At 49.7% G+C, this 24,004-nt stretch carries 23 protein-coding genes and 1 tRNA gene; 14 read left to right on the forward strand and 10 right to left on the reverse strand.

Annotated elements, in window-relative coordinates:
• Positions 1 to 32: 32 nt before the first annotated feature.
• The 3 genes from BLS62_RS25335 to folE all read right to left on the reverse strand — a co-directional run bounded on the left by BLS62_RS25335 (position 33) and on the right by folE (position 2,288).
• Positions 33 to 1,043 (reverse strand): patatin-like phospholipase family protein, encoded by a 1,011-nt coding sequence (locus BLS62_RS25335; protein WP_093187810.1) that lies wholly within the window; start codon positions 1,041 to 1,043, stop codon positions 33 to 35.
• Between the two features lie 100 nt (positions 1,044 to 1,143).
• Positions 1,144 to 1,614 (reverse strand): phosphoribosyl-AMP cyclohydrolase, encoded by a 471-nt coding sequence (gene hisI, locus BLS62_RS25340; protein WP_093187812.1) that lies wholly within the window; start codon positions 1,612 to 1,614, stop codon positions 1,144 to 1,146.
• 41 nt (positions 1,615 to 1,655) lie between these two features.
• Positions 1,656 to 2,288, reverse strand: coding sequence for a GTP cyclohydrolase I FolE (gene folE / locus BLS62_RS25345; RefSeq protein WP_093187815.1), 633 nt, complete (start codon positions 2,286 to 2,288; stop codon positions 1,656 to 1,658).
• 418 nt (positions 2,289 to 2,706) lie between these two features.
• On the opposite strand from folE, the gene BLS62_RS25350 reads away from it, so the two are divergent.
• A complete protein-coding gene (locus BLS62_RS25350) occupies positions 2,707 to 3,141 on the forward strand; it encodes an iron-sulfur cluster assembly scaffold protein (protein WP_093187818.1) in 435 nt (144 codons plus the stop codon).
• Between the two features lie 11 nt (positions 3,142 to 3,152).
• A complete protein-coding gene (yidD, locus tag BLS62_RS25355; RefSeq protein WP_093187820.1) occupies positions 3,153 to 3,506 on the forward strand; it encodes a membrane protein insertion efficiency factor YidD in 354 nt (117 codons plus the stop codon).
• 10 nt (positions 3,507 to 3,516) lie between these two features.
• Here the strand turns inward: yidD and BLS62_RS25360 are convergent, their stop codons facing one another.
• A complete protein-coding gene (locus BLS62_RS25360; protein WP_093187822.1) occupies positions 3,517 to 4,185 on the reverse strand; it encodes a hypothetical protein in 669 nt (222 codons plus the stop codon).
• Between the two features lie 358 nt (positions 4,186 to 4,543).
• Here BLS62_RS25360 and BLS62_RS25365 point away from each other — a divergent pair.
• Both BLS62_RS25365 and BLS62_RS25370 read left to right on the forward strand, forming a co-directional pair.
• Positions 4,544 to 4,628, forward strand: a tRNA-Tyr gene (locus tag BLS62_RS25365).
• A gap of 41 nt (positions 4,629 to 4,669) precedes the next feature.
• On the forward strand, positions 4,670 to 5,095 hold the full coding sequence (locus BLS62_RS25370; RefSeq protein WP_093187824.1) for an ASCH domain-containing protein: 426 nt from the start codon (positions 4,670 to 4,672) through the stop codon (positions 5,093 to 5,095).
• Here BLS62_RS25370 and BLS62_RS25375 read toward each other — a convergent pair.
• A complete protein-coding gene (locus BLS62_RS25375) occupies positions 5,092 to 6,432 on the reverse strand; it encodes a glycosyltransferase family 4 protein (protein WP_093187827.1) in 1,341 nt (446 codons plus the stop codon). The two genes, BLS62_RS25370 and BLS62_RS25375, sit on opposite strands and share 4 nt — an antisense overlap.
• A 303-nt stretch (positions 6,433 to 6,735) precedes the next feature.
• Between BLS62_RS25375 and thrS the strand changes: the two genes are divergently transcribed.
• On the forward strand, positions 6,736 to 8,673 hold the full coding sequence (thrS, locus tag BLS62_RS25380; RefSeq protein ID WP_093187830.1) for a threonine--tRNA ligase: 1,938 nt from the start codon (positions 6,736 to 6,738) through the stop codon (positions 8,671 to 8,673).
• A 274-nt stretch (positions 8,674 to 8,947) separates the two neighbouring features.
• On the opposite strand, the gene BLS62_RS25385 is transcribed toward thrS, so the two are convergent.
• Positions 8,948 to 10,033 carry a hypothetical protein gene (locus BLS62_RS25385; RefSeq protein ID WP_093187833.1) on the reverse strand — a complete coding sequence of 362 codons (1,086 nt, stop codon included), beginning with the start codon at positions 10,031 to 10,033 and terminating at the stop codon, positions 8,948 to 8,950.
• A 253-nt stretch (positions 10,034 to 10,286) separates the two neighbouring features.
• Here BLS62_RS25385 and BLS62_RS25390 point away from each other — a divergent pair, with 253 nt between their 5' ends.
• Complete coding sequence (locus BLS62_RS25390) at positions 10,287 to 10,898, forward strand: nitroreductase family protein (RefSeq protein WP_280141880.1); 612 nt, start codon at positions 10,287 to 10,289, stop codon at positions 10,896 to 10,898.
• A 16-nt stretch (positions 10,899 to 10,914) separates the two neighbouring features.
• Positions 10,915 to 11,526: a flavin reductase family protein gene (locus BLS62_RS25395; RefSeq protein WP_093187835.1), complete on the forward strand. Its 612-nt coding sequence runs from the start codon at positions 10,915 to 10,917 to the stop codon at positions 11,524 to 11,526.
• Positions 11,527 to 11,552: 26 nt separating this feature from the next.
• Here the strand turns inward: BLS62_RS25395 and BLS62_RS25400 are convergent, their stop codons facing one another.
• Positions 11,553 to 12,266: an aldolase/citrate lyase family protein gene (locus tag BLS62_RS25400; RefSeq protein ID WP_093187838.1), complete on the reverse strand. Its 714-nt coding sequence runs from the start codon at positions 12,264 to 12,266 to the stop codon at positions 11,553 to 11,555.
• A gap of 186 nt (positions 12,267 to 12,452) precedes the next feature.
• Between BLS62_RS25400 and BLS62_RS25405 the strand changes: the two genes are divergently transcribed.
• Positions 12,453 to 13,412, forward strand: a complete 960-nt coding sequence (locus BLS62_RS25405) for a lytic transglycosylase domain-containing protein (protein WP_093187840.1) — start codon at positions 12,453 to 12,455, stop codon at positions 13,410 to 13,412.
• A gap of 145 nt (positions 13,413 to 13,557) precedes the next feature.
• A complete protein-coding gene (locus BLS62_RS25410; protein WP_093187843.1) occupies positions 13,558 to 14,697 on the forward strand; it encodes a DUF2336 domain-containing protein in 1,140 nt (379 codons plus the stop codon).
• 24 nt (positions 14,698 to 14,721) lie between these two features.
• Here BLS62_RS25410 and BLS62_RS25415 read toward each other — a convergent pair whose 3' ends face one another.
• The 3 genes from BLS62_RS25415 to BLS62_RS25425 form a co-directional block, all read right to left on the reverse strand.
• On the reverse strand, positions 14,722 to 15,237 hold the full coding sequence (locus tag BLS62_RS25415) for an Hpt domain-containing protein (RefSeq protein WP_093187846.1): 516 nt from the start codon (positions 15,235 to 15,237) through the stop codon (positions 14,722 to 14,724).
• Between the two features lie 150 nt (positions 15,238 to 15,387).
• Positions 15,388 to 16,164, reverse strand: coding sequence for an NAD kinase (locus BLS62_RS25420; RefSeq protein WP_093187849.1), 777 nt, complete (start codon positions 16,162 to 16,164; stop codon positions 15,388 to 15,390).
• 465 nt (positions 16,165 to 16,629) lie between these two features.
• Positions 16,630 to 17,772, reverse strand: coding sequence for an anhydro-N-acetylmuramic acid kinase (locus BLS62_RS25425; RefSeq protein ID WP_093187851.1), 1,143 nt, complete (start codon positions 17,770 to 17,772; stop codon positions 16,630 to 16,632).
• Positions 17,773 to 18,156: 384 nt separating this feature from the next.
• Here BLS62_RS25425 and BLS62_RS25430 point away from each other — a divergent pair, with 384 nt between their 5' ends.
• The 5 genes from BLS62_RS25430 (at position 18,157) to BLS62_RS25450 (ending at position 23,903) form a co-directional block, all read left to right on the forward strand.
• Complete coding sequence (locus tag BLS62_RS25430) at positions 18,157 to 18,669, forward strand: winged helix-turn-helix transcriptional regulator (protein ID WP_093187854.1); 513 nt, start codon at positions 18,157 to 18,159, stop codon at positions 18,667 to 18,669.
• A gap of 50 nt (positions 18,670 to 18,719) precedes the next feature.
• A complete protein-coding gene (locus BLS62_RS25435; RefSeq protein WP_093187857.1) occupies positions 18,720 to 19,706 on the forward strand; it encodes an NAD(P)H-dependent flavin oxidoreductase in 987 nt (328 codons plus the stop codon).
• 172 nt (positions 19,707 to 19,878) lie between these two features.
• Positions 19,879 to 20,241, forward strand: coding sequence for a hypothetical protein (locus BLS62_RS25440; protein WP_093187860.1), 363 nt, complete (start codon positions 19,879 to 19,881; stop codon positions 20,239 to 20,241).
• 267 nt (positions 20,242 to 20,508) lie between these two features.
• A complete protein-coding gene (locus tag BLS62_RS25445) occupies positions 20,509 to 21,837 on the forward strand; it encodes a sodium-dependent transporter (RefSeq protein ID WP_093187863.1) in 1,329 nt (442 codons plus the stop codon).
• A 731-nt stretch (positions 21,838 to 22,568) separates the two neighbouring features.
• Positions 22,569 to 23,903, forward strand: coding sequence for a sodium-dependent transporter (locus tag BLS62_RS25450; RefSeq protein ID WP_093187866.1), 1,335 nt, complete (start codon positions 22,569 to 22,571; stop codon positions 23,901 to 23,903).
• Positions 23,904 to 24,004: the final 101 nt, after the last annotated feature.

Raw genomic sequence — 24,004 nt, forward strand, 5'->3', positions numbered from 1 at the left:
TATTCTGCTGTGCTTACCCAAGCACAGCAGTTTCAGGGCTGCATTTCTGCTAGTTGATGAATTTCTGGCAGAGCTCGACACGTGGTTTCATAGCCCACCCGTATTGCCTCTTCTCCGCGATGAAAATCAAACAGCCCCAAATGCGACAAGCGCAGCGTGAGAATGGTGTCTGGCGGGTCCCCCGCAAGTCTGGAGCGGCCAATCCTATCCTGTATGATGTTGTAGCTGTCCATCATGACGCCAGAGATACCTGGCAATCCCTTTTGTTTGCCAAAAAGCTGGTGGCGTAGTGCGCGTTTGATTGTTCCACCAGGTCCTTTCTGGAGCTTATTATCAATCTCAGGAATCATATCTTTTGGGATTGGCGGCAACTCGTGCACGACGGTTGACCCACGGCCAAACGTGTCGGAGTTCAAGTTCACTGCAATGACGGCTCTTGCGCCTAATGCACGACATACCGACACAGGAATTGGATTTACGAGCGCGCCATCTACCAACCAGCGTCCACCGTAGGCGACGGGTTCAAATACACCGGGCAGGGAGGAGGAGCACCTCATAGCCTGCGCCAGTGAGCCGTTTCTGAGCCAAATTTCGTGGCCTGTTCCCAACTCTGTTGAAACAGCTGCAAAGGGGCGCTCAAGGTCTTCGATCATGATGTTGCCGAAGTGCTCTTCAAACAGTGACAGAAGTTTCTTGCCGGAAATTAGCCCTGACCCGCCGAAAGACAAGTCGACCAAGCTGAAGACACGGCGGCGTGAAAGGGAAAGTACATAGTCTTCCAGCTCGTTCAACTTACCGCATAAATAACAGCCACCAACCACAGCGCCTATGGAGGTTCCTGCGACAAAATCCAACTGAATCCCGGCTTCTGAGAGCGCTTTGAGTACACCAATGTGAGCCCAACCGCGAGCTGCACCCCCCCCTAAGGCCACTCCAATGCCGGGTGTTGGTTCCGGCGCAGGAGGTGTTGGTGGTTCCGCTGGAGTATCATCCAAAGACTGTCTGCTGTTAGGCCAAAGAGGTAGATTTTGCAGCACTGCCATCTCCCGGATTATGTCTTCCTCAGGTCAATTAAACGAAATTACCCTAAGGTAACTATGTAGGTTAAACCTATAAAAAGACTGAATCTGGGAGCACTAAAAGCTATTGTTTTTTCCCGTAAACTTCCTCCGGGTCATAAACAGGGGCAACTTCCGTTCGCTTCAGCCAAATCTCACCGTCTGTGTTTGACTTCACCTCCCGAAAGAAGCAGGAGCGGTAGCCAACGTGGCATGTGGCACCATTACCCTCGACTGTGACGCGCAGCCAGATTGCATCTTGGTCGCAGTCGGTGCGGATCTCTTTGACTTTCTGGACTTGCCCGGAGGTGCCACCCTTTTTCCAGTATTCTTGTCGGGAACGGCTCCAATACCAAGCTTCGCCTGTCTCTATAGTCCGGCGCAAGCTTTCGTCATTCATATAGCCGACCATCAACAGCTCGCCGCTGTCATAATCAGAGACTGCTGCGGCAATCAGGCCGTTGTCGTCAAACTTCGGGCAAAGCTCATAGCCAAGCTCAATTGCCTTTTTGTCAGTACGCGGCGCAAAGCCTTCAGCCTTTATGTTCGTCGTCATGGAGGTGCCTAAATTTAGATAGGTTATTGGTCCAGCACCTGTTAGGAGCGGATCATTGTCATAAAGCGAACCTGTTCAGCAGCATTGTCTTTGAAAATGCCAGAGAACCGATTAGTCAGTGTTGAAACACCTTGCTTTTGAATTCCACGCATAGACATGCATTGATGTTCTGCTTCAATCATAACGGCGACGCCACGTGGAGCGAGATAGGTTTCAAGTGCATTTGAAATCTGCACTGTCAGGTGTTCCTGCGTTTGCAAGCGACGTGCAAAGATGTCAACGACACGTGCAATTTTGGACAGGCCAACAACAGCATGGTCTGGATAGTACGCAATATGGGCTTTGCCTGTGAATGGCAGGACATGGTGCTCGCAGAACGACGTAAAGCTAATGTCCTTCAGCAGAACAATATCGTTGTAGCCGCCAACTTCTTCAAAGGTGCGCTCCAGATGTTCGCGCGGATCATCATTGTATCCAGAAAAGAGATCCTCGTAAGCTTTTACCAGTCGCTTTGGCGTGTCCAGCAATCCTTCGCGCTCTGGATTGTCGCCAATCCATTGCAGGAGTACGTGAGCAGCTGCCTCAGCTTCAGCCCGAGATGGGCGGTTGGGGAGCTTGTTGTCTTCTGTAGCCGTGGGATCGGTCTCTATAACCGGTCTCAAAACAGCGTCCATATTATGTCTCCAACAATACGCAGGCGAGTATGTGTAATTTAAGACATCATTTTCTTAAAAAAACACTGAAACCGCCGAAAGTTCCTGCGCAATATCTATTCAGATCGACCTGTTTTCGTTCAGGCTCTTTCCATTTTCGTCAAGCAACTCTAAATCAAAGCCTTAGAAACAAAAGTATGACGCAGGCTGTGGGCTGCGACAACCCAATTAGATAGCCAATAAATTGGCACCTATGGTTTCTTCTAGGTAATGTGTGCTAGGTTGCAATAGTCCGCTTTTGACCTCTAGCAAGGTCTCGGCAGCACCACCTATATAAGATAGATGTCTTGGTTAGGAAAGGGTCTTCCCTTGTTAGGGAGTGATCCTAGGTCTCTTCTAGATCTAAAGCGTTAGTCAGCTTATCAGCTTAGAGTTTTACATGTTGGATGACATTTACAATAGCAAGATCCTTGAGTTTGCAGGGAATATTCCTCATCTGGGGCATCTGGAAAACCCTCAGGCGCAGGCGAAAGCACATTCACGTTTGTGTGGTTCAACAGTAAGTGTTGAGGTTTGTGTGGCGGGTGAACAGATTGTTTCCTTCGCTCAGGATGTGAAAGCTTGCGCGCTTGGGCAAGCATCTGCTTCCATTTTAGGCAAAAACGTCATTGGTGCGTCTCCTACTGAAATCAGGGAGGCTTATACGCAGTTGCACGCTATGCTGAAGGAAAATGGAGCGCCGCCAACGGGCCGTTTCGCTGATTTGGCGTTTCTTGAGCCCGTGCGAGGGTACAAAGCGCGACACGCTTCTACTATGTTGGCATTTGAGGCTTTGGTCAAAGCGCTGGATGATGTTGAAGCACCTGTTTCTTAGGTCCGATATATATGTGTAAACTGGATTTGCCCAAGAACGGGTCTCCCGTCAGCCTAGCTGCCCGTCTTGGGATTGGGCTAATCTGGATTTACCAGCACACCCTTTCTTTGTTTTTGGGGCGTGCCTGCCGCTATCAACCGTCTTGCTCTCATTACACTGCTGATGCCATTGGCAAGTACGGATTGTGGCGAGGAGGTTGGATTGGCCTTTCGCGTATTATTAGGTGCAATCCTTATGGTGCAAGTGGATTTGACCCGGTGCCGGTTGTGCTACCTACTGATGCGAAGTGGTATCTGCCATGGCGATATGGTCATTGGACTGGAGATCATATTGACCCCAATACCCGGTTCGATTTGAAGGACTGACTTTCACCTGTTACGGACAGGCGAACTGCTCTTTTTCTTCGGCAGTTGGTGTTATCTGCACCGTAAATTCGCCAGTAATAGGCAGATTTTCGAATGGTTGGGAGTTGACCACAACGCCGTAGGCTTTCCCCGTTGCAGCGTCCAACGTCCAGACCCATCCAAGATTGGATTCCTGTGGGTTATCTTTCCACGATATCTGCGTAATGGTAGGTGTCACCTGCTGGACGGTGTAGTTCGCCGACCCTTTGGCAGGGCCTAACTCCGTTGTTGTCGACTTCCATGCCAGCTTCTCTGCATTGCATATAAATGTCGTAAAGGTCTCTTCGGCAGCTTCAGTGCCTTCTTTGGTGGCTTTCCAAGCCAGATTAATTGACCTCCCAAGCCATGCCTCTACAGTCTCCGCAGATATGCTGGCACTGGAAGAGCCTGCCAGTGTGCGTATGCTGCTTTCTGCGTTGCGTGCAATTGGTGTCGGAACGCCGCCCTCAACGATGAGGGTGTCGGCAAGGTTGGTTGTTGTTGGAGCTTGTTTGAGTGCTGAAGTTGGAGATTTGGAAAGTGAGGTGTCAGCGGATCCTCCCAGAGGCTTCTGATTTGTAAGAGTATCGGCCAGAAGAGGGGATGTACCGAGAAATAAGGAGATGCCAACTGTTGCGTTAAGAAACCATGATTTGCTCATGTGGACGTCCTTTTTTCGCAGATATTGGTTTCTGCTTCAGGGTGAGGCTCGAGGCTTCACTGGAGGATGCCGAGATAATGGAGCAGCGTGGAATAACGTCCAGCAACCTCTGGTAGATCCGGGATCTTCACTTAATAAAGAACTACTTACGCAAATTGTATTTCTCAGCTTTGTTGGTTGTGGAATCCGTAAAATCACTGATTAATCCGAGTGTGCAAGGGGTGGTTTTTCACAGATAGGGATCGAAAAATGCCTTTTCCGTTGTTTTCCCAACTCAATTTTAAATGGGGCGTTGACAAGTAGGGTACAAATGAAGATAAACCGTCCTCAACGCCGCAGCTTACTTGGCTTATGCGACGGAGGAGTGCCCGAGTGGCTAAAGGGGGCGGATTGTAAATCCGCTGGCTATGCCTACGTTGGTTCGAATCCAACCTCCTCCACCACCTTTCTTCAGAGAAATCAATTAGATCTGGTGGTTATTGCGATGTCCGACACTTCCGAAAATCTCCCTAGTTTTTCTTTTGGTGATAGCCCAGAGCTTGCCGATGAACTTTTGCAACTTGTCCTGAATGGCATGAAAACCGCAACATGCGGTGACCTTCATTCTTATGAGGCTGAAGGCGAGACTTTGCCGAAACCGGGTGACCAGTTTGTGATTCTGGATGGCAAAGGGCAGGAAGCCTGCATCATTGAGATGATCACGGTGACCGCTCGTCAATTTGATGAAATTGATGAAGTGTGGGCTGTGCTTGAAGGCGAAGGTGATTTGAGCCTTGAGCACTGGCAGCAGGGTCATAAAGAGTACTTTGAGCGCAACGGTGTTTATGCGCCGGATATGAAGCTGGTCTGCGAATATTTTAAAGTGGTTCAAATCTTTAAGCTCGACAACGCTCCTGTAAAACCAAACTAAGATAATGCCGGAGCTGCGCTTCGGTTGTTTTCGTGCATCGCACGTTTATCTGATGTTGTGTTGTTTTTTGTAATGACCTGCCAAATCTCCGACTGCACATCCTCCCAGGATCGTAATTCCGATCTGTCTGGCACTTCTGCGCGCAACGTTTCCTGAGAATTTACCGTTGATACCATGAGATTGGCGAGCTCCTCCGCATTGTTGGGATCAAAGTACTGACAATGGTCTCCACCAACCTCTGGAATAGACGTGGCATTGGACGCTAATACGGGTGTTCCCATCCATAAAGCCTCGCCAACTGGTAAACCGTACCCCTCAAACAGGCTGGGGTAGATGAGGGCTACGGCCTGCTCATAAAGCGCTGCCAAAGCTTCTTGTGGGGGTGACTGTACGATGGTGACGTATCTTCCGATTGGCGTATATTTCTGATCTGTGTTCAAGCTTGCAAACGAGCCATTGGGGATGAGGCCTGCGCACACCAATTGTGGCAACTGGGCATCCTTATCATTCGCAAGGATGTGCAAGTACGCGTCGAATACGAGTTTTGCGTTCTTTCGATAGCGAATATCACCCAAAAGCAGAAAGAAACCATTTTTCGGCGAATGTTTGAGCGGTAACTTAGGTTCTCCGGTCAAAAATTCATGCGCTAAATGCACGACTTTGGTGCTTTGAGGTGAGGGGAGCTTTTGCTCTGCCAAATACTTCAGGAAATCGGTTCTGGTAAATTCAGAATTGGCGATGATGTGCGGGCGAGTGGTTACTGTGCGCCTGAGATGCTCTAACCAAACTTTGGCGCCTGCGTCTTGCTCTGGATCGTTAAGGCGAAGTGGCGAGATGTCGTGGATCATAGCGTAGACCGGCACATAGGGTGCGTGGCTTTTTGCATACTCGCAGAGGCGTCTAACCTCCTCCAGATTGCCAAGGCATAAAAACGGGGCGTCAATGTCTCGCAAGGGTCTTCCCAATGCAGCGCCTTCGTAGGCTCCAGTTGTTTCTTTGACGTGAGTGCGCAGAGAATGGCGAAACCGATGAAAGAGGCCTTTTAGTTTTTGGTTCCTATATTTTTCTGGATTGAAGGTTTTGACGGGGGCGCCGAGTAAATCTGGCAGAGCTGCCGGGTTAAGCTGGTTCCTATTAAAGAAGGGAGCAGGGTCCACGCTCACGTACTCATTCTCACGGGCGTCATGACAAATGAAAGTGACTTCAATATCGCTTTGGAAAAAGCGCTTGGCTGTTTCAAAGAGCGTTCTGGTGACGCCATTTGCCTGAATGGAGGTTGAGCGATTTTGCCGAAGCGTTGTTAGGTCAAAGTAGAGCCTTGGCTTCTGCGTGGACATGCTTAGCTCCTCATGGATGCCAATGCGTGTGCGTCCTGCACTTCATTAGATCCTATCTGTCGAATCTCAATCGTGCCACCAAGTATGAGGAGGGGCGTGAGTGTTGACCAGCTAAACCCTTGTGAACCAGTTAGTATTCAAGGTGTGTAACTTCTGTGGGTGAGCTGATTGAGGACCAGAAAGCTGGCTGAATGATTGCAAAATGATCTGGACGTTGCGCCGGGAATTGTATATTCAAACATCCCATGTTTAACACCAAACCGCTTACCTGCCTTGTTTGCAGGAGTGAGCTGGAGACTTGATATGCTTCAACTGTCTTTTCCCGATAATTCCACTCGTGAATATGCCCCAGGCACCACTGGTTCTGAGGTTGCGGGAAGTATCTCCAAATCTTTGCAGAAGAAATCCGTTGCGATCGCTATTGATGGTGAGTTGCGCGATCTTTCTGACACGATTGACGCCAATGCTGCGATTGAATTCGTTACGCGCGATGATCCGCGTGCGCTTGAACTGATCCGCCATGATGCGGCTCACGTGATGGCTGAAGCGGTACAGGAATTGTGGCCTGAAACGCAGGTTACGATCGGTCCTGTTATCGAGAATGGCTTCTACTACGATTTCAAACGTGCAGCGCCTTTTACCACTGATGATCTGCCGAAAATCGAGAAGAAGATGCAGCAGATCGTTAAGCGGAATGCAAAGTTCACCAAAGAGATCTGGAGCCGGAACGAAGCTAAAGAGTATTTCGCTTCCAAAGGTGAAGATTACAAGGTTGAGCTTGTAGATGCGATCCCGGAAAATGAGACCGTCAAGATCTACAAGCAGGGCGACTGGCTTGACCTTTGCCGTGGTCCGCATTTGGCATCAACTGGCCAGGTTGGTCAGGCATTTAAGCTGATGAAGGTTGCTGGTGCATACTGGCGCGGAGATTCTGACAACGAAATGCTGACCCGTATTTACGGGACGGCATGGGCTAATGATGAGGATCTCAAAGCTTACCTTCACATGCTTGAAGAAGCTGAGAAGCGCGATCACCGTAAGCTTGGCCGCGAAATGGACCTCTTCCATTTCCAGGAGGAGGGTCCCGGTGTTGTTTTCTGGCATCACAAAGGCTGGCAGCTGTTCCAGAACCTGACCAACTACATGCGTCGCCGCCTTGCTGATGACTATCAGGAAGTGAACGCACCGCAGATCCTTGATAAGTCTCTGTGGGAGACTTCCGGTCACTGGGAATGGTACCGCGAGAACATGTTCGCGACTGAAACCGAAGACCATCGTGTCTTCGCGATTAAGCCGATGAACTGTCCGGGTCACATACAGATCTACAAGCACGGCCTGAAGTCCTACCGTGATTTGCCGCTGCGTATGGCCGAGTTCGGAGCGGTTTCCCGCTATGAGCCATCCGGTGCTCTGCATGGTCTGATGCGCGTTCGTGCGTTTACTCAAGATGATGCGCACGTCTTCTGTACAGAAGAGCAGCTGGCGGCTGAGTGTCACAAGATCAACGATTTGATCTTGTCCGTTTATAAAGATTTCGGATTTGATGAGATTGTTGTGAAGCTCTCAACACGCCCTGAAAAGCGTGTGGGTGCTGATGAAGTTTGGGATCATGCTGAAGCTGTGATGTCTGAAGTTCTGAGGGAAATTGAAGAACAGTCAGAAGGTCGGATCAAGACTGGTATTCTGGAAGGCGAGGGTGCGTTTTACGGACCTAAGTTTGAATACACCCTGCGTGATGCGATTGGCCGTGAATGGCAGTGCGGTACCACTCAGGTTGACTTCACCCTTCCAGAGCGTTTTGGCACCTTCTATGTGGACAGTGATGGTGCGAAGAAGCAGCCAGTGATGATTCACCGCGCGATCTGTGGTTCTCTGGAACGCTTCCTTGGTATCTTGATTGAAAACTTTGCAGGTCACTTCCCATTGTGGTTGGCACCTCAGCAGTTTGTTGTTGCTGCGATCACCTCAGATGCCGATGAGTATGCACGTAAAGTTCAGCTGGCTCTGAAAAAGGCTGGTCTGCGTGGTGTGCTTGATCTGCGGAACGAGAAAATCAACTACAAGGTTCGCGAACACTCACTTGCCAAAGTGCCTGTGATCATTGCGGTTGGTAAGCGTGAAGCAGAAGAAACGTCTGTGAGCATCCGTCGTCTTGGTTCTCGTGACCAGACCTCCATGACACTGGATGAAGCAATTGCGAGCCTGACAGATGAGGCAACGCCTCCAGATCTGAAAGAGTAAGCGTTTAAACGTTAAAGTCTTAATTTAACTCTGAGGGTTGGTGACGGTTTTCTGTTGCCGGCCCTTTTTCTTTTGATGGTCTACCGCCAGAAAATCCCTCAGTTTCGCGTGAGGTCTGGAAGCTCGCATTGGTGATACTCGTCAATGTGGGGAGCTATGGATGTTTGGTAGTCGGAAGGGTGTGAATGATTTTTGTATGAGACTGAGGTGATTGCAGGCAAATAAAAAGGCGCCTGAGTGGGCGCCTTGTCTGGTTTGGTCTAATCACTTTGGATCAGATCGGGTTCTCTGTAAGAACTTCCACTTCAACACTGTTGATGCTTGGGCTTACGGTGAACTCATCGCGGTACATCTCGCCATTGTTGCGAGCCATCACGGTGTAAGTTCCTGCTGCAAGGGTCAGGTCGAGGAATGCGCCGTTGCCGCTTGCAACAGTATCGCCGCCCGGAGAAAGGATCGTCCATGATGTGTTCGCAAGGGACGTCTTGTTCTTTGCGCTCACCAGCTTCAATGTTACATTGCCTGCTTGGTGGTAGAGTGTTGCTTCGGTCAGTTTGCCCGCTTGCACGTGAATGTCAGCCCGAACCACCGCGTTCACATCACCATAACGGCTTACTACATGGTAGGTGCCTGCGCTGACAGGGACAAGCTCACCTGCTTTGACGTCAGAGGCAACCAAACCACGGTTGCCCACGCTGTCGTAGGTCATGTCGTAGATGTTGAAGCGGACATCTTTGCGCGGCATCTTCTGCTCGTTGCCAAGTGCTGCATCTAGACGAATGCCACCAGCGTTGAGAATAATGGTGCCTGTTTTAACGCCTCTGGTCAGTTCATAGCGTGTGGTTGCGGTTACTTTACCGAATGAGGTGTGGACCAGATAGGTGCCCGGTTCCAAACGGAACTCAGCGTCCTGATCCTGAGAAGAGGCCACCATATTCAGGGAGCCGTCCGTATTCTCTTTGGAATCATAGACACGCCATTTGAGGCCGCGAGTCAGGTTTGGGGTATCTTCTGCAAGTTTGGCAACAAGGTAGAGAACTGGTTTAGCGCCAATAAGTGGTTGTTCTGTGCCAACAGTTGGTGGAGCGTACGGTAGGAAGTTGGTTCCAAATGTTGGTGCCAGGGATTGGCCCTGATACCCGCTCAGTGGGTCGTAGCTGATAGGTGGAACAATGGTCCTGTCAGGCTTTGCACTTAAGTCCAGGATTTCTTTAGAAAACGGTAAGTCAGGCTTGGAAACCGGGATTGGTCCGGTTGCCTGAGCGGAGGTGCTAAGCAATGCAATACCGGCCACGAAAAGAGTGGCTGTCGCTACGCGCTGCAGCGCTTTGTTGAACGTCGATATCCGCTCTAACTTCACTTGGGCTCTCGCTATTACTTCCGAAAGTGTTACTTGAATGTGACAGTAAATACAAAACCGTCTTTATCACTAGAGAATTCAGATTACAGTGACAAACTGTGATTTGGAAGTGTTTTATAAATTTTTACTGAGTGCCTTGGGGATTGATAGGCAATGAGGCAAGAATGAGGCAGGACCACCCTCCAATTGACACAGTTGAAATCCTGTATAGGACTATTGCTTAGCTTTAACTGTGTTGATCTTGAAAAGAAACGTGACATTGGAACATAAAAACCTCCCCGAATTAGCGAGCTTTCTCAAAACTCGCCGCTCTCACCTTGCGGTAACGCTAGAATTTCCCGGTCCTGACAGCGCTCAAGTTCAGGAATTGTTGGGAATGGCTAGTCGCGTCCCCGATCATGGGAAAATTTCTCCCTGGCGATTTGTTGTCTACCAAAGCCCACAGGCCGCAGCCATCGGTAAAAAGCTTGCCGAGATTGCCGAAGAGCGGGAAGGGCCGCTTGGTGAAAATACCACCGCGATGGAACTGGAACGCTTTATGCGGGCGCCATTGGTCGTTGGTGTTTTGTCCTCCCCAAATCGCGACCACAAAGTTCCCGTTTGGGAGCAAGAACTCGCTGTGGGAGCTGTCTGCCTTTCCCTGCTGAACGCTTGTTTTTCACTCGGCTTTGCAGGCCAATGGCTTACGGAATGGTATGCCTATGACGACGAGGCCGCTGCTTACCTTGGTGCTCGCGAGGGCGAGCGGTTTGCAGGCTTCCTTCATATTGGCAGTGCGAGTGTGAAACCAGCAGAGCGTCCGCGACCCGATGTAGCTCAACTTACTGAATATTTTGAGGATGTATCCTCAAAGATCGAAGCGTGAAAGACGGAACTGATTAATGTTTTACGAGGCACATAAGCCCCACGGTTTACCGCATAATCCGTTCAAAGCAATTGTAGCACCACGTCCTATCGGTTGGATTTCTACACTGTCAAAGGATGGGACGCCAAATCTGGCGCCCTACAGTTTCTTCAATGCAGTGTGTGATACGCCGCCGATTGTTGCAATTGGGTCCAGTGGTTACAAGGATTCTGTGCGTAATATTGAAGCGACAGGCGAATTCGTCTGCAATCAAGCCACCCTTGATCTTGCGGATGCGATGAATATGTCCTCTGCAATGGTTGACTCAAATATCAATGAATTCGAGCTGGCCGGATTGACTGCTGGTGAGAGCAATCTGATTAAGGCTCCGCGTGTGCTGGAGGCTAAAACAGCATTGGAATGTAAGCTCATCAATATTCAGCGCCTTGTTGATATTGACGGAAATGAGACCAACAGTTGGCTTATACTGGGTCAGGTTGTAGGTGTGCATATCGATGAGAGTGTGCTCACTAACGGCATACTTGATGTGGCGAAAATGAAGCCATTGGCTCGGTTGGGATACAAAGATTATTCAGTGGTGGATTCTCTGTTCCAGATTGAACGGCCTGTTGTTGCTGAAAATAGTTAGCTGTGTGGGCGCGTTCAGTGCCCATTTCATTGAGCCGGAGAGACAAACGTTTTCTCGATGATCCTGATGTCGTCAGGCGCGCAAGTCCATTTTCCATCAAACCCAAGCTGTTTGGCTTCGCTGCAGTCCTTTGTCATGGCTGTTCTATCGTTGATATAGGGGCTCGTCGAATCCAATGCTTTGAGATGCGCAGACCTGGCTGCAAACAAACACTGGGTCTGTGCAAAGAGGAAAGGTGAGAGGAGATTGCCTTGATCGTCTCTCGTTCTTTTGGCATTGAGCGCGACTTTCAATGCCTCCTCATTCCATGCCAGTGTGGTCAGCCGTGGGCTGGAATGAATTAGCCCAACAGTTTGGTTAAATATAACGGGGTATTTTCCAAGTTCCGCGATGATGTGCAGGCTTTCATCCTGAAGCCCATGTTCTGCCTCAAAAACAGAAAGTATCGTATGGAGGCGCTCAATATCCGTTCCAGCCTTGATAAAGGTCGGTATGGTGCCTTTAAGTTTCAGATCAACGTATGGAGCCATGGTGGATAAGATGGTTCGCTCGGAGCTCTCATCCAGAACAAGGTAGATATCGTATTGGCTTGCCAGATGGGTGAGTACGCGCGGTGGGCCGTAACGCTCTCGTTCAGTGGCCGATTTTTCGGGCTGTACTGCAAGGGAAGCGTTGTGCAGGTTGCTACTTTTAAGGCTTTGGATTAGAGCGGTGGCGGTTGTGTAGAATAGGCAGTTCATAGTGCTCTCTCCTAATCCAATTAGAAACTGAAGTGTAGCTCTCCTGAGATTAAAGGATAGATACCTGATTTTTCCTATTAGATCTTAAATAGTTCAGTGATTTCAGTGCGACATTATTTTTAGTTAACTTTCTGTTAACTAGTATTAAGGGATATTAACTAGTGGTATTATACGGAGTGCACATTCGTGAAGGTTGCAGGTGATCCTTCTATTGCTGGACGTATTGAATTGGCTTTTCAAAAGGCCAGTTCAAAGACTGGCACGTCTTTTGGATTCCTCCTTCAGGCCGCTGCCCGAGAGTCATCTTTCGATCCCAATGCCAAAGCCAAAACCTCTTCTGCTTCCGGTTTATTCCAGTTTATCGAGTCTACCTGGCTCGAGACTCTGAAGAAAAACGGTGAGGAGCTTGGGCTTGAAGATTATTCTAAACACATTCGCGTCGATGCTAGTGGCAAATACCGCGTGGATAATCCGCAGTTGAAAAAGCAACTGCTGGACCTGCGGAATGACCCAGAAGTTTCCTCTCTGGTTGCAGGCGCTTTGGCGCAGAACAATGAATCCGGTTTGTCGTCTTCGCTGGGGCGCGACCCATCTGCAGGTGAATTGTATCTTGCACACTTTTTGGGCGTGAATGGTAGTTTACGCCTGTTAGATGCGGTTAAGGAGCAACCTCAAAAAGCGGCGGCGGATCTTTTTCCGCTTCAAGCTCGCGCTAATAAGGCTATTTTCTATAGTAAGGACGGTCAGGCCCGTTCTGCGCTTGATGTTCATGCTAAATTGGTCGGCCGGTTCAATGAGGCGATGGGCAGTGAAGCGCAAGCACCTGTTGGTGTTGGTAATACTCCAATTACCAAGCCTATCGATGGGCATCGCGTTGAGAGCCGAATTCTGACTGCCTGGCGGGCGACTACCGATCAAAACACCGGCCCGTTCCAATCTCTCTTCCGCACGACTGATGCGGATGAGGTTGCTGCATCCAAAGCTGTGAGTGCGACTAAGGCTTCTGGTTTTGAAGTGCAAGAATCGATCAGTCAGCAGTTCTCAGCACCACGGCCTGTTGCGCGCCCGTCTGGCGCACCGTTGGATCTGACTAAGTTCCTTGCGCAGAATCAGATCAGTGGAAGATCCCTAAGTAAGAAGGTTTAAATCTTCAAAGATCTCCTTAGGGCAATCTTGTTATTTCATGAAAATTTGTAGTTTTACATCGATCTGTGATCGCGGTGAACGAAACCTTAAGCATTATGATTAATTAATTCTACCCATAGTTGGTGGATACAGGTCTCTGAGTGCCATGATTATCAAGAGTTTTCTAAACTGGGTGCAGCATGCACCAAGTGGTAGCCGAGCGCTGGCAGCAGGTGCGTTGGCACGTGCGTTTTTGTACTCGGACCTTGAAGGTTCTGAGTATGATGAAGCTGAGGCTGCTTTGACGTTCCTCCTGGATGACCGTGATCTTGCCGTGCGTGTTGCTCTCGGGGACGCGTTTGGTAGTGCTGAGGTTATTCCCCAACACATTCTTTCCGCGTTGCTTGTTGATGAAGATGTTGTCGCGCTGCCTTTGCTGTCTGGCGCAACCATTATTCCAGAGAGTGAACTTATCGATCTTGTTGCCACTGGATCTGCGCAGCGGTGTGGTGCAGTTGCGAGCCGCCCTAACATCTCTGTCAGTTTGGCCGCTGCAATTTGTGAAGTTGCTTGCGAAAGCGCGTGTGCTGCTTTGCTTTCTAATAGCAAAACTGAAATTACAGCTACCAGCATGGAGCGTGTTGTTGAGCGCTTTGGTGACAGTAGAGATGTGAAAGACGCTTTGATGTTGCGCGAAGATGTTCCTCTGCAGGTTCGCCATATGATGTTGCGTCGCTACACGGAAAGTTTGAGCCGTCATCCGCAAGTTCTTGGCGCGCGGAATATGCGTGCGCCGGAACAGCTTGTTGCAGATGCTCAGGACCGATCAACCATCTCATTGGCCTGGAGCGCTTCGGAGAAGGAAGTTCATGGTTTGGTTGAGCATTTGGTTGTCTCAGCCCAGATGACAAGCGTGTTGCTGTTACGTGCAGCTGTGACGGGTTGTTTTAATCTTCTGACGTCATCATTGGCTCGCTTGTCAGGTCACGGAGATGACGAGGTGTTTGATGCACTTGGTACGCCGGATGGTCCTTCTTTGCGACGCGTGTTATCTGCGGCAGGGTTGCCGGACCGGACGCATGCTCTGTTTCAGGAATGCATCAGCAGCTGGCAGCGTGTTGAAAACATGCAGATCGATCACTGGGCGAAATCTCGCATTGTTGCTGGCGACTTGATTGCGTTGGAAGATAATCTTGGCATCGAGGATCTGGGAGATCTACAGGATCTGCTGCATCGTCTCTCCAATGAGGCTGCACGTGAAAGTGCGCGCGCTCACGTCGCTGAGATGCTCAGCGACGTTGCTTAGATCTTACTTAAATATTTGAATTTATTAGCTGTCAATCAATTGTGTAAGCGGCTCGCTGGCTTCTTCCAGACGGATGACCAAAGCGACACCGAGTTTGCTGGTGCTGTCGCGTGCATCCTCTGAAATCATTGCTCTGATGGCATTGACGTGCTGCGAGATCAGCTCCTTAGGGTAGGAGCCTTGGGTGTGGGCAACGATCAGAAGCGTCGTCAGGTTGTTGGCGACCCGCCCGATCAGTGGAAAGCCCAGAGTCTCTGCCTGGCCTTTGATGTCGTGAGCGCAACGGAACAATGCGTCATAGGTTTCTGATGAAAAATCAGAGGTTTGAGCCGCGTCATTGGCTATTTTGAGGCAGTCAACTTCAGAACCCATCCAGCTCTCAAACTGACCGGAGAGCTTTTCAATAGCTTCTTCAGCAGCTTTTACTGGATCAAACTTTGCAGCTTCGACTTTCGACATCTTCCGTACTTTTTTCGAAAGGTCGTTGGGAGTTTTAATGCGTTCCGGGGCAGGTTTGTCTGATGTGGGTTGAGAAGCCATGTTCTGCGTAATTCCTCAGTCTGCTTTCCCGGATGTACTCGTGTGTTTCGAGTAGATATTAATTTCTAACGAATTCAAGACGGAATGCCAAGTTTCTGTTGGTGTGTGGAGAATTTTATTTATCCCCGCACGGTTCAGACTTGCACCATCTCAGTATTTGAACATTTCAGAGAGTATCCGTTCGTCCCAGCTGTGATCTTGATCGAACATGATGCAGCTTTGTGCCGTAGCATCCTGATAAATCGTTGTGCTGATAACATTTCGGAATTCAAGGTGATCAGCTGCCGCGTTTACAGGGCGCTTATCTGCCTCAAGGACTTCAATCTTAACGGTATTTTGTGTGGAGAGCAGGGCCCCACGCCACCGTCTTGGTCGGAATGGACTGATGGGAGTAAGTGCCATGAGCGGCGAGTCTATCGGCAGGATCGGGCCGTGGGCTGACAGGTTATAAGCTGTGCTGCCTTGCGGTGTTGAGATGATGACACCATCACATGCCAGTTCTTCCATGCGAACACGACCATCGACAGATATCCGCAGTTTTGCAGCTTGATGAGACTTGCGCAGGAATGAAACTTCATTAATTGCGCGCGCTGTGAACTCTTCTCCGGTCTTATCAATGACTTCAATATTAAGTGGGTGAAGCGGAGTTATCTCTGCTTTTTCAATGCGTTCGACAAGATCTTCGGTTTTGTACTCGTTCATCAAAAAGCCAACGGACCCGCGGTTCATGCCGTAAATTGGCATGCCGGTGTTCATGAACTTATGTAGATAAGTGAGCATAACTCCATCTCCGCCGAGCGCGACGACAACGTCAGCGTCTTCCGGGGCGACAAATCCGTACATCTTTTCAAGCTCTTGGCGAGCAGCTAAGGCACCTTCGGTGTCGCTGGACACAAAGCTGATGCGGTTGATAGTTCTTCTCTTCAAAGACTGCTCCTCCCTGAAAAAGGAGGTAGCATGACTTTTGTGAAAATCAAACTGCCTATATGTCGCTTATTGCGAGATAACCAAGGGTTCATACACTTCCTTACAGTTTTATACTGTTAAAACTACGCGGCTCCACTTAGTATTATATAGTATATTTGTGCACTCTTACTTGTCATTGCTCGGAAAAACATCAAGGGACTGAATTGCAACAGTTTAGGTTTAAGTCGTTATGAGGGGTATGTGTTAAATTAACTTTTAGGTATGTTGATTGTGTTGCAGGTGATTGGGTTTCCATCGAGATATCAATTATCTATAACGTTGCGACGAGAATATACTACTTAACTTTTCTATATATATTTGAGAGTAAGGCCTTTTGGGGCTTGAACAAGAGGTCGGTGGGAGTGCTTGCGCGGCGGCAAGGGCTCCCACTTTTTATTCCCCTGTTCTCATCGAAGGTTGGTCGCTTTATGCCCGCTGTGAACGAGGATAAGTTTTTGTGCCACCTGACATGGCTGAGGGTACGCCGGTTGTTCCGGGAAAGCTGATGGGCAGGCCTTGGTCGCATCTGGCAGCCAGGAAGGCGAAGCACTCGGCCTCAACCGCATCTCCGCGCCAGCCAAGGTCCTCTGCTTGTACGGTTGCGACGTTTGCGCAGCGCTCTATTTCTCGCAGCAGGTGAGGGTTTTTGCGCCCTCCGCCACAGACCACAAGCCGTTTAGGCCGAAGAGGGAGACAGTCCAACCCCTTGCCAACTGCGGAGGCTGAAAAGGCGGTTAAGGTGGCTGCGCCATCTTCTAAGGATAAGCCATCTGCCATGGTCTTGGTAAAGCTGTAGCGATCCAGTGATTTGGGGTAGGCCTGCGTGAAATATGGATTATTGAGTAGATCTTTAAGACGCGCTTCGTCAACGGCACCGCTTTGTGCGATTTTTCCATCCAGATCCATCTCACCCCTGCCGTGGGCGTTGATCCAGTCATTGAGGGGCGCGTTGGCTGGTCCGGTGTCGAAGGCGATCAGCGTGTCTTTGCCATCCCACCAGGAGATATTGCCAACACCGCCGAGGTTGAGGATTGCTGTGCCTGTTGGATCTTCAGAAAGGCCAGCGCTGCGCAGCAAGGCCTGATGATAGATGGCTGCCAAAGGTGCGCCTTGTCCTCCGGCTTCAATATCCTGACTGCGGAAATCGTAGATAACGGGGATGCCGAGGATATCTGCAATGATTTGCCCGTCTCCGAGTTGACGGGTGGCCCCTTTGTTCCCGTTGAGTGGTGCGCGGTGCAGAACTGTTTGACCGTGAAAACCGATCAACGCAATATTTTGCGTGGAAGTCGTGTTTTTTGAAAGGAATTGTGAAATTGCGTGGCCTTGAGCCTCACTCAGTGCCTTTTCCGCTCGCGAGAAGATTTCAGGCTCCTCAGTAGCGAAATTCCAACTCTGAGCGGCAGCCATTGCCTCGGCGATCAACTTATTGGTTTCGGGGGGGTAGGCTGCAAGTGTGTAGGGGCCAAACTCTTCGATGGTTCTGCCATCGGTTTTGATCATGGCGATGTCGATGTTGCCATCCATCACTGTTCCGGTCATCAGACCGATGCACCATTGCGCCGCCATTTATTCCCCTCTCGAAAACCCATGGTATTTTAAAACTGAAAAGATCTCGCAGGTAGAGCATATCCCTCTGCAAATACGAGATTGCATTTCGGGGCTCCGCTCTTACGTGGTCTCCAATTTATAGCTGGTTCGGCACCTGTTACAAATACCGGAACTGTAAATGACCTGTGATTTATGCGGGTTCTTCTGTCTTTGTGGCGACAACACGTACGGCTTTGCCATCAGCATTAAGGACGTGGGGCGGTGCGTTTATGGGACATAGGCTTTGCGATGATGTTTTCAGTCCTACCTGGCCGTGCTCATTAAGCCAAATGGCTAGGTTGCCGATTAGGTAAAGTCAAAATAGCTTCTTTAAACGAAGTTACTTCTGATCTGGAGCTGGCAATGAGCGGAGCGCGTAGAAGCTTTGCAGGCGTGGACTGTGCGGTTGCACAGGCGATTGAGCAGATGGGGGATCCGTGGATCCTGCTTATCCTGCGTTGCCAGTTTCAGGGCATCAAGCGGTTTGATGACTTTCAGGGACATTTGCAGATCTCCTCCAGTGTTTTGACGGACCGGTTGGGACGGCTTGTCAAAGCTGGTCTGTTGCACAAAGAGCAGGACAAGCAAGACAAGCGCGGCACGGTTTATCTGCTCACTGAAAAGGGTCTGGATTTTTATCCGGTGATGATTGCGCTGCACCAATGGAGTGAGCGCTGGGAAGCGCGAGAAGGTGGCCCGCGATTGGAGTTGCTGGACAAAGTTAAGGGGGAGGCTGTGCGCGAGGTGCGGGTGCTTTCCCAAGACTACAAAGAATTAGGTGCCCGGGATGTTGTGGCTCAGATCGGTGATCAGGGCGGCGACATGATGCAGGACATTCAGGACAGATTGAAGAAGCGAAGAGGGGATACTGCCTAACGCCCACATTAGGGATGGCAGTGTGAGACCTTAAAGGGAGTGAGTTTGATATGGCGTTGCCAGATATTTTGAAAAAGACATTACGGTTGCCTGTTGTTGGTAGCCCGCTGTTTATCATCAGCAACCCGGACCTTGTTATTGCGCAGTGTAAGGCCGGTATTGTTGGCTCGTTTCCTGCGCTTAACGCAAGGCCGAAGGAAAAGCTGGAGGACTGGCTGATCCAGATCACGGGGGAGCTGGCAGCCTATGATGCCGCGAACCCGGATAAGCCATCAGCCCCATTTGCCGTCAATCAGATTGTGCATCGCTCCAATGATCGGCTGGAACATGATGTAGCGCTCTGTGTGAAGTACAAAGTGCCAATCGTGATTTCCTCGCTTGGGGCGCGGGCGGAAGTGTTTGATGCGGTGCATTCGTATGGCGGTATTGTTCTGCACGACATCATCACCAACACCCACGCGAAGAAAGCGGTTGCAAAAGGGGCTGACGGCTTGATTGCTGTTGCTGCCGGTGCGGGTGGTCATGCTGGCACAACTTCTCCTTTCGCGCTTATTCAGGAAATTCGTGAGTGGTATGAAGGCCCGTTGTTGCTCTCAGGTAGTATTGGGAGCGGTCGGTCTATTTTAGCTGCGCAGGCTATGGGTGCTGATCTGGCGTATATCGGCTCTGCGTTTATTGCGACAGAAGAGGCCAACGCGGAGCAAGCCTACAAGCAGATGATCGTGGACAGTGGTGCCGAAGACATCGTGTACTCCAACCTGTTTACAGGTGTACATGGCAACTACCTGAAACCATCCATTGAGAACGCGGGTATGGATCCGAGTAATCTGGCGGAAGGCAACCTTAAAACCATGGACTTTGGCAGTGATAAGGACAAGCCAAAGAGCTGGAAAGAAATCTGGGGCTGTGGTCAGGGCATTGGTGCGATTAAGTCTATTGGCACTGTTGCAGAGTTGGTTGCCACGTTTACCGCCGACTATGAGAAAGCCCGGAAAGAGCTGATCGGTTCGACCGCTTCTCTGGAAGCTGCGGAATAAGAGTGGTGTTGCAGCTATTAGGCTGCTGTTTGCTGGAAAATGACTGCACATGACAAGATTGCCGGGGGGTGGCCTCGGCAGTCTTTTTTATTCACATAAGCTTGGGTGTTTCGTCCTTATGAATGTCCTGCCATGAACGTGTGTGAGCGGGGCCAATAATAAAGGAAGAAAAATGCGTATTCTTTGGTGTCTCGGTCTTTTACTGGCCGGTGCTATTATGGCTACAACAGAAGGCCATGCACAAAACCCCCGCCCTTTGACTGATTATTGCAATGGAGCTGACGTGCTGTATGCAAATGGCAGCAATGGCGGTGGCCCTTACCCAATCTTGAAGTGTGGGGAGACCTCAGTCGTCTACAATCGGACAGATTTGAGTTTCCCGATTGCAGTTGTTCAAGGGAACCAGTTCTCACAATCGGCTGCAAATTCTGCGTGTCAAAGTGCAAAGCGAGAAGGGGCCTCTGCGATCGTCTCAAATCTTGCTTCTTTGTGTGTGATCGAACTGGGTCGTGGCTTTTGCTCCTCATGTAATTGAGGGTTGTAGATATATCATGAGTAGTATTGGTTACGGATCTATAAATGTAATCAGTACTACTTATCATATTGAGTTAAGCTCACGAAAGTAATCGTAGTAATCAGTGTTACTCACTTCTGAGCATCGTGACACCCAATGGATATCTATGAGAAACTCTGTTTCATAAATAGGGTATGAGTCTTGCATTATGTTGCTAGACTTGGACGACTTGCGAAAGTTGATTTCAAAATACTCTTTAGCAAAATAAACAAGAATGGCTTAGGTCACATGCAACGAGAGCATTGGGGAAGTCGTATCGGCTTCATTCTGGCTGCTGCAGGTTCTGCGGTAGGCCTTGGTAATATCTGGAAATTTCCTTATTTGGTTGGCGCGGAAGGCGGCGGGGCGTTCCTCATTGTCTACGTGGCATTTCTTATCGCAATTGGCCTGTGTGTCATGATTGCGGAGATTGCGCTGGGCCGTCGTGCTCAGGCTAACCCGTTTGGCGCTTTTGGTCGTATTGGCGGCAAAGGCTGGTCGGTCTTTGGCTTTCTGGCGGTTTTGACCGCGTTTATCATTCTCTCATTCTATTCCGTTGTGGGTGGTTGGACCATTGCTTACATCGTTAAGACGTTAACCGGTGGTTTTGTTGGTTACACGGGGTCAGAGTTTGAAAGTCACTTCGGCGCGCTGGTAACAGATGCTGTTGAGCCAGTTGTGTATCACGGTGCATTTATGGCCATTAGTGTGCTGATCGTTATCAAAGGGATCACCGGCGGTATCGAAAAAGCATCCAAAATCATGATGCCGCTCCTGTTCGTTCTGCTGGCGCTGCTGGTGGTTCGATCTCTGACGCTACCGGGCGCGATGGCTGGCGTGGAGTACTTCCTGGTTCCTGACTGGTCGCACTTGAATGCGGATATGGTGAGTGCTGCGCTGGGTCAGGCATTCTTCACGCTCTCCCTTGGTATGGGTGCGCTGATTACCTACGGTTCTTATCTGGGTAAGAAGGAAAGCATTCCGAATGCAGCCATGTGGGTTGTTGGGTTGGATCTGCTGGTTGCCGTCCTTGCCGGCTTCCTTATCCTTCCCGCAGTGTTTGCTTTTGGTATGGATCCAGCTGCCGGGCCGGGTCTGACCTTTATCACTCTGCCCGCGATTTTTGCTGAACTGCCCTTTGGATTGGTCATTCAGCTGAGCTTCTTCCTGCTGTTGTTTGTAGCTGCGATCACCTCTGCAATCTCCTTGTTGCAGGTTGTGGTGGCATTCGTCTGCGAAGAGTTCAATGTTGCACGTAAGCCAGCGACCATCTGGGTTGGTTTGGCGATCTTCTTGTTTGGCGTTCCAAGTTCTTTGGCGCTGGGCGTTTGGGGAGATATTACGTTCTTTGGAATGAACATCTTCGACCTGCTTGGTTACATCACTGACAACTACTTCCTGCCACTTGGCGCTATTGCGACTTGTCTGGTTGCCGGTTGGGTGAGCTACGACAGTTTTACTGATGAAGTTACTAACGGCGGCGAACGTCCCTTTGCATACCTCACTGCATGGAAATGGATGTGCCGTGTTGTTGCTCCGATTGCGATTATCTGGGTGATGATCCACGCTCTGCTGTAATTCGATAGAATTGCATTAAAAATCAATGAGAAGGCCATCTTTCGGGGTGGCCTTTTTTTAATTGTAAACTCCGGACGCAGCTTGAATGTCTGATGGTTCTCTGAGAAACATTGTTTTCTACTTACGCAAGGTCAGGTCTCGTGCGTAAGTTGTCTTAATAAGGAAACGAGAGATGTTGAGGCAGATTAAGCGTTTTTGGGTCAACTCTATGAATGCGAGATTGCCACGTGAACTCGCTGTTCTGGATGTAGGCAAACAAGAAAGATACCGTTGTGTCAGGGAACATTGGCCGCAATCCTAGATGCAATGTACATGTAAAAAATTTGAGAGAGGCATCGCGTTAGCGGTGCCTTTCGTGTTGTTACAGTCGGGTGTGGCGGCAAACTGGCTGTTTTGAGAAAAATAATTGTGGGCTGGCTTGTAAAGCAGGAAATTGCGTTCCGACATTTGATGTTTTAGTGAAAAGGCAGGTGTGCTCTGCTTGTCTATTAATATTGGCATTATGTAGCTACATCACGCCAAATATGAGTACATATGTCTAGTTTTTGGAAACTAATAGAAATTGTAAAGTAAAAGTATTCCCGTTTTTACTTGTAAGTGAAATTGCCTGTGACAATCTGCCGGGTCAACAAGGCTCAAAATTTCATCAAAACAGCCCCAACACTTAATTCATTTCAAGTCTCCGCACTTGAGTGAAACAATCCATCACATGTTGACTGGCAATAATAAAAATGAAACGTGAGCAATGGGGAAGCCGCTTCGGCTTCATTATGGCGGCTGCAGGCTCTGCAGTTGGTCTGGGTAATATCTGGAAATTCCCATATCTGGCAGGTACCGAGGGCGGCGGCGCTTTCCTCGCGGTCTATCTTCTCATCATGGCAACGATTGGCGTTGGTCTGATCATGGCAGAAATTGCCATTGGTCGTGCGGCTAAGCTTAATCCTGTCGGTGCCTTCCGTGCTCTGGGCGGTAAGCTTTGGATGCCCACTGGTATTCTTGGTGTGGTCACCAGCTTCCTGATCCTGTCGTTCTATTCCGTTGTTGGTGGTTGGACGATTGCATATCTGGTGAAGAGTGTTGTTGGTTCCATACACGTGAATGAGCCTGAGTTGCTTGCCGGGCAGTTCACCGAGCTTGTAAGCGGCATAGGAGAGCCAATCCTGTATCATGGTGCCTTTATGGTGCTCACTATTGGCATCGTGTTGCTGGGCGTTGCAAAGGGTATTGAACGCGCAGTTAAAGTGCTGATGCCGCTGCTGTTTGTCCTGTTGATGGTTCTTGTGGTTCGCAGTGTGACATTGCCGGGTGCGTGGGAAGGTATTGAATTCTTTCTGGTGCCTGACTGGTCGCAGGTAGATGGACCCATGATACGGACAGCTCTTGGACAGGCCTTCTTCAGCCTTTCCCTTGGTATGGGCGCGATGATCACCTATGGCTCTTACCTTGACCGGGGCGCTGATATTCCAAATGCGGCTTACTGGGTGGTGTTCCTTGCAGCTATGGTCGCGGTGCTTGGTGGTTTGCTTGTTCTTCCCGCTGTGTTTGCGTTTGGTATGGATCCAGCTGCCGGACCGGGTCTTACTTTTATCACTCTGCCAGCTGTGTTTGGTGAGATGATTGGCGGTTACTTCTTCCAAATCCTCTTCTTTGCGATGCTTTTGATTGCAGCTCTTACCTCTTCCATTTCGTTGCTTGCTATTCCTGTTGCATACTTTGCGGAGGAGTTTAGGGTTTCGCGCAAGTGGTCAGCAATCATTGTAGGTTTTTTGATCTTCCTACTGGGTATTCCATGCTCGCTTGCAATGGGCATTTGGGGTGATGTTAAGTTCTTTGGAATGAACATCTTCGACCTGATGGCTTATGGCGTTGATGCCTACACCCTGCCATTGGGCGGTATTTTGACAGCTCTGTTTGCAGGTTGGATTGTGCTGGAGAAGGTTGGGCAGGAATTGACCAATGAAGGCACATTGCAGTTTGGGTTGATGACCAGCTTCACTTGGATTATGCGGATTGTTGCGCCAATGGCTGTTCTATGGGTCATGGTTTCCGGTTTGCTTGCTGGTTAAAGCAACCAAGGTTACAAATTAAAACACCCCGCCTTGCCAAGGACGGGGTGTTTTTTTATGCCTGAGCCATGAGTGGCCGTGCTCTTTGGTTCATTCTATGT

The organism is Pseudovibrio sp. Tun.PSC04-5.I4, from assembly GCF_900104145.1.
Taxonomy (GTDB): domain Bacteria; phylum Pseudomonadota; class Alphaproteobacteria; order Rhizobiales; family Stappiaceae; genus Pseudovibrio.